The sequence below is a fragment of the Marinobacterium rhizophilum DSM 18822 genome, from assembly GCF_000378045.1.
Taxonomy (GTDB): domain Bacteria; phylum Pseudomonadota; class Gammaproteobacteria; order Pseudomonadales; family Balneatricaceae; genus Marinobacterium_A; species Marinobacterium_A rhizophilum.
The window spans coordinates 1-5,140 of sequence record NZ_KB899135.1 but is presented as its reverse complement, the minus strand read 5'-3'; the positions used below and the strand labels follow the sequence as shown (position 1 = coordinate 5,140).

Genomic DNA, 5,140 nt, shown 5'->3' with positions numbered 1-5,140 from the left:
AAAGCCGAAATGGGTCCGCTGGTGACGCGGGAACACGCAGACCGGGTACGCCGCTATATCGATTCCGGCGTCGAACAGGGTGCCAAGCTGGTCGTCGATGGACGGGATCTCAAGGTCAAGGGGTATGAGAACGGCTACTTTGTCGGCGGTACCCTGTTCGATAACGTGACCACGGACATGACGATCTACAAGGAAGAGATCTTCGGCCCGGTGCTTGCTGTCGCCCGCGCCGACTCCTACGAAACCGCGGCCCGCTGGATCAATGAGCACGAATTCGGCAACGGCACCGCGATCTTCACCCGCGACGGTGACGCTGCACGTGAGTTCGCCCATCAGATCCAGGTCGGCATGGTCGGCATAAACGTGCCCATTCCGGTACCGATGGCCTTCCATTCCTTCGGCGGCTGGAAAGCCTCGCTGTTTGGTGACCACCACATGCACGGCCCCGAGGGCGTGCGTTTCTACACCAAACTCAAGACCATCACCTCGCGCTGGCCGACGGGCATTCGCTCCGGCGCAGACTTTGTCATGCCAACGATGGAGTAAATATCGGAGACGGCCCCAGCGGGCCGTCTTAGTATGAAGCCAAACGCCCTGGCGTCTGCAGACCTCCTCCTGATGGGTCTGCTTGCTTTAACGGCCCCTGGCCGTACCTGCCACCCACCATCGGCAGGCAGGTATTGACCCGGTCAATTGCTATCCACCGGGTCAATACCATTTTTTGTGCATACGTTCGCTGTACATACTCGAATAAAAAGGAATTGTAAACGTCATGAAAAAGATCAAGGCGTTTATCCTAGCATCAGCCAACGCAACAACGCTGCCGACCGGCGCGGCAGTGGCGGGTGATGCTTACCCTGAATGAGACATCGAGCTCATCGCTGAATCCAATTTACAGCGTTCGCTGCTGCTTTCCGGTGGAGACTGGACAGTCTTCGTCTCTCGGCCCATCAGTCTGACATTTCTGTTACTAGACCTAGCCTTCGTAGCATTCACACTCCGGCAGCAACCACGGACATCCAAACTTGCCAAAAGCTCGACAGCTTGCGACTGCCAAGCCGTTGTCGGTGTGGCCACTAACTTGCCGAACCAGCAATCAGTGGCTAATCCGTTGTGTTGCACAGTTAACGCAGGGATGCGACCAGCCCCGGAGCAAGACAGGTTTACCATAACCAGCATACCCAGTGCGTTCTCCCACTTTTATGGAGCGATATTCCTCTACAGCTTCTCAAGCGTGCAGATTCCAGGTGCTCATGCAGACAATAGACCCTAGGCCCTACAAAACACGGCACCAATGCAGATATAAGCTCCAAGATTCTCGCGTCGAGGTCTTGAGCTCAAGCTGTACTCGGTATTGCAGCTTATCGGCAGGCTTTGACGCCTCAGAAACTGCGCCTTGATTGCGATATCCACTGCAAAACAGAGACCCATTGGCATTTATTCGCAAATACCCCAGAGACAAGGGTGGACTGTCAGGCCCTAAATACAGGCACATGGGTTGATGTCATCACTCCCGCGAGGTGAGTCTGTGGGTTCGGAATGTCCTACTGAACAGGGCTCAATCAGATAAACAGTGTTCTCAGTGTTGGAATGGATGGCTTATCAATAAAAAATGCCACCGACAGAGTCGGTGGCAAAAAACCAGCCACAGAAAGGCCAGAGGAGACGCAGAACAACAACGTCATTCAGGATGTGAAAAGTTCACTGGGTTGACGGCATTCGCAATGCCAAATAGGCATCCGGCCGTTGCCAGGGCCTGGTGTCCAGTTAAATACCAACCAGCCCCTCCATGAATACTTAAGAGGTAGTCTGACTCGAGGCTGGCCCGAGCACCGACTTGAGGAGTGTCACGTCTTCTGCTCCTCCTGTTCATCAATGTCCAAGAAGATTAGCAAAAAGGTCTATCCACAGCAATGTTTATTGCATAAAATAACATACAGCAATTTAATATGCATAATATTGTCATGGTGGTCCCTTTTCCGCCTTGTCATGCGGACGTAACGACTTGGCTGTAATGCGGTTTGCAAACCCTATAACCGACAACGACAACCTCTGAGACCCGCGCTGGCATGACCAATCCGCGAAACACAAATTGCATCGATTTACGGCTGGCTGCCTTAAATGCGATACCAGGTACTGTCAGCTCTACCAGCGACAGCCCCTGCAGATCACTTTGACAACATACGCAAACACTCTCAGGCCACCGACGCGGCTTACGCTGCCTTGGATACGCATTAAACGTGAAAGCAGACGCTTTTACTTCGGCCTAAACCCGCGCAGCGCTATCGCTACATCTATCACCTAAGGAGAAAGCCAAGATGCGAATAGGTGTTCCAAAAGAGATCGACGAAGGGGAAAAGCGCGTTGCGCTCACCCCCGAGGTGGCGATCCAGTTAAAGAAGCTCGGCTTTACCCTGGCGATCGAAACCGGTGCCGGCGACGAGGCAAGCTTTGACGATGACCTGTATCGCGAAGCGGGTGTCGATATTGTCGATGACCCGAAGGAGCTCTGGCACTCGTGCGATATCGTCATGAAGGTGCGTCCGCCCAGCCCACATCCGGAACTCGGCTTTTACGGCATCGAATTGCTGGGCAAGGGCCAGACCCTGATCAGTTTCCTCTACCCGGCGCAGAATCCGGAAATGCTGCAGGAACTGTCGGATCGTGGCGTTACCGCGCTGTCGATGGACTCCGTACCGCGTATTTCCCGCGCCCAGAAGATGGATGCGCTGAGCTCCATGGCCAACATCGCCGGTTACCGCGCCGTGGTCGAGGCCGCGCAGCACTTTGGCCGCTTCTTTACCGGCCAGATCACTGCGGCCGGCAAGATTCCGCCCGCCAAGGTGCTGGTGATCGGGGCCGGCGTGGCGGGTCTCGCGGCCATCGGTGCGGCCAAGAGCATGGGCGCTATCGTGCGTGCCTTCGATACCCGCCCGGAAGTGAAGGAGCAGGTCGAGAGCATGGACGGCGAGTTCCTGATGCTCGACTTCAAGGATGAGGACGGCAGCGGTCAGGGTGGTTATGCCAAGACCATGAGCCCCGAGTTCATCAAGGCGGAGATGGATCTGTTCGCGGCCCAGGCCGCCGAGGTGGACATCATCATTACCACGGCGCTGATCCCGGGCAAGCCGGCACCTGAGCTGATTACCGAGCGCATGGTTGCCAGCATGAAGCCGGGCAGCGTCATCGTTGACCTGGCCGCCGAAGCCGGCGGCAACTGCAAGCTGACGGTCGCCAACGAAGTAGTCGTCAAGCACGGTGTTACCCTGATTGGCTACACCAACCTGCCAAGCCGTCTGGCGGCGCAGGCGAGCCAGCTGTATGCCACCAACCTGCGTCACCTGCTGACTGATCTGTGCCCGGAAAAGAACGGTGAGATCGTCGTCAACATGGAAGATGAGGTCATCCGTGGCGCCACCGTGGTGAAGGAGGGCAACGTGACCTGGCCGCCCCCCGCACCGCGCCTGTCGGTTGCACCCAAATCGGACATCGGTGACAAGGCCCGCGCTGCGGTCGAGAAGGCGGCGCCCAAGCCTGCGCATCCGCTGGCGTTCCTGGCGCCCTTGGCGCTGGCGGGTCTGGTCCTGTTTGGCCTCGGTGCTGTTGCACCGCCTGCATTCATCGGTCACCTGACCGTGTTCGTGCTGTCCTGCTTCATCGGCTACATGGTGATCTGGGGTGTGTCCCACTCGCTGCACACGCCGCTGATGAGTGTCACCAACGCCATCAGTAGCATTATCGTCATTGGCGCGCTGATACAGATCTCGAGTGACAGTACGCTGGTCGTGGTGCTGTCCACCCTGGCGGTGTTTATCACCAGCATCAACATCGTCGGTGGTTTCGCCGTCACGCAGCGCATGCTGCGGATGTTCCGCAAATAAGGTCCTCCTAAGATGAATACAGGTGTAATCACAGCTTCATACATCGGTGCCAGCGCACTCTTCATCCTGGCACTGAGCGGTCTGAGCCACCAGGAAAGCGCGCGTCGCGGCAACCTCTACGGCATGCTGGGCATGGGCCTGGCGCTGGTCGTAACCATCTTCGGTCTGGTGACCGACAACCAGTTCGTGCTGATTGTCGGCATGGTGGCCGGCGGTGCGATCGGCTGGTACCTGGCGAAAAAGGTCGAAATGACCCAGATGCCGGAACTGGTCGCCATTCTGCACAGCCTGGTGGGTCTGGCGGCGGTCTTCGTCGGCTATGCCAACGTGCTGGATCACGGCAGTGTGATCGGCGGTGTCGAAAAGACCATTCACGATGTCGAAACCTACCTCGGTATCCTGATCGGCGCGGTGACCTTCTCCGGCTCCGTGGCGGCCTACCTCAAGCTCAGCGCCAAGATCAGCGGCAAGCCGCTGCAGTTGCCGGGACGGCACCTGTTCAACCTGGGTCTGCTGGTGCTGTCTGTGCTGTTCGCTATCTTCTTTGTGCAGGGCTCTGCGGCCGGCGGTGGCCTGGTCTGGCTGGTGCTCATGACGCTGATCGCGCTGGTGTTCGGTGTGCACATGGTTGTGGCCATCGGCGGTGCCGACATGCCGGTGGTGGTGTCGATGCTCAACAGCTACTCCGGCTGGGCAGCGGCGGCGATGGGCTTCATGCTCGGCAATGACCTGCTGATCGTCGTCGGCGCCCTGGTGGGCTCCAGCGGTGCGATCCTCAGCTACATCATGTGCAAGGCCATGAACCGCAAGTTCGTTAACGTCATCCTGGGCGGTTTCGGTACCGGTCCGAGCAAGGGCGGTGCACCGGCGGGCCCTGCCGGTGAAGCCGGCGATGTGCAGCCGATTGAGGCGGAAGAAGCGGCCGGCCTGCTGGAACATGCCAAGGAAGTCATGATCCTGCCGGGTTACGGCATGGCCGTCGCCCAGGCGCAGCACACCGTGTTTGAAATCACCAAGAAGCTGCGCGAAAAGGGCGTCAAGGTACGCTTTGGCATCCATCCGGTGGCCGGACGCATGCCGGGTCACATGAACGTGCTGCTGGCCGAGGCCAAGGTGCCGTACGATATCGTTTACGAAATGGACGAGATCAACGCGGACTTCCCGAATGTGGATGTCTCGATCGTGATCGGCGCCAACGACATCGTTAACCCGGCGGCGCAGGAAGTGCCGGACAGCCCCATCGCCGGCATGCCGGTGCT

General features: G+C 58.1%; 3 protein-coding genes. All 3 read left to right on the top strand.

All coding sequences use genetic code 11. The features are described from left to right. The coding region (locus F451_RS0124240) for an aldehyde dehydrogenase family protein (protein ID WP_020684009.1) at positions 1 to 546 on the top strand (546 nt) is incomplete at its 5' end. 1,772 nt (positions 547 to 2,318) lie between these two features. After that, positions 2,319 to 3,881: a Re/Si-specific NAD(P)(+) transhydrogenase subunit alpha gene (locus tag F451_RS0124230; protein WP_020684007.1), complete on the top strand. Its 1,563-nt coding sequence runs from the start codon at positions 2,319 to 2,321 to the stop codon at positions 3,879 to 3,881. A 12-nt stretch (positions 3,882 to 3,893) separates the two neighbouring features. Continuing rightward, the coding region (locus F451_RS0124225) for an NAD(P)(+) transhydrogenase (Re/Si-specific) subunit beta (protein WP_020684006.1) at positions 3,894 to 5,140 on the top strand (1,247 nt) is incomplete at its 3' end.

Excerpts from the sequence above, each read along its gene's own strand:
- F451_RS0124230 (WP_020684007.1), top strand. The coding sequence starts at position 2,319 with ATGCGAATAGGTGTTCCAAAAGAGATCGACGAAGGGGAAAAGCGCGTT.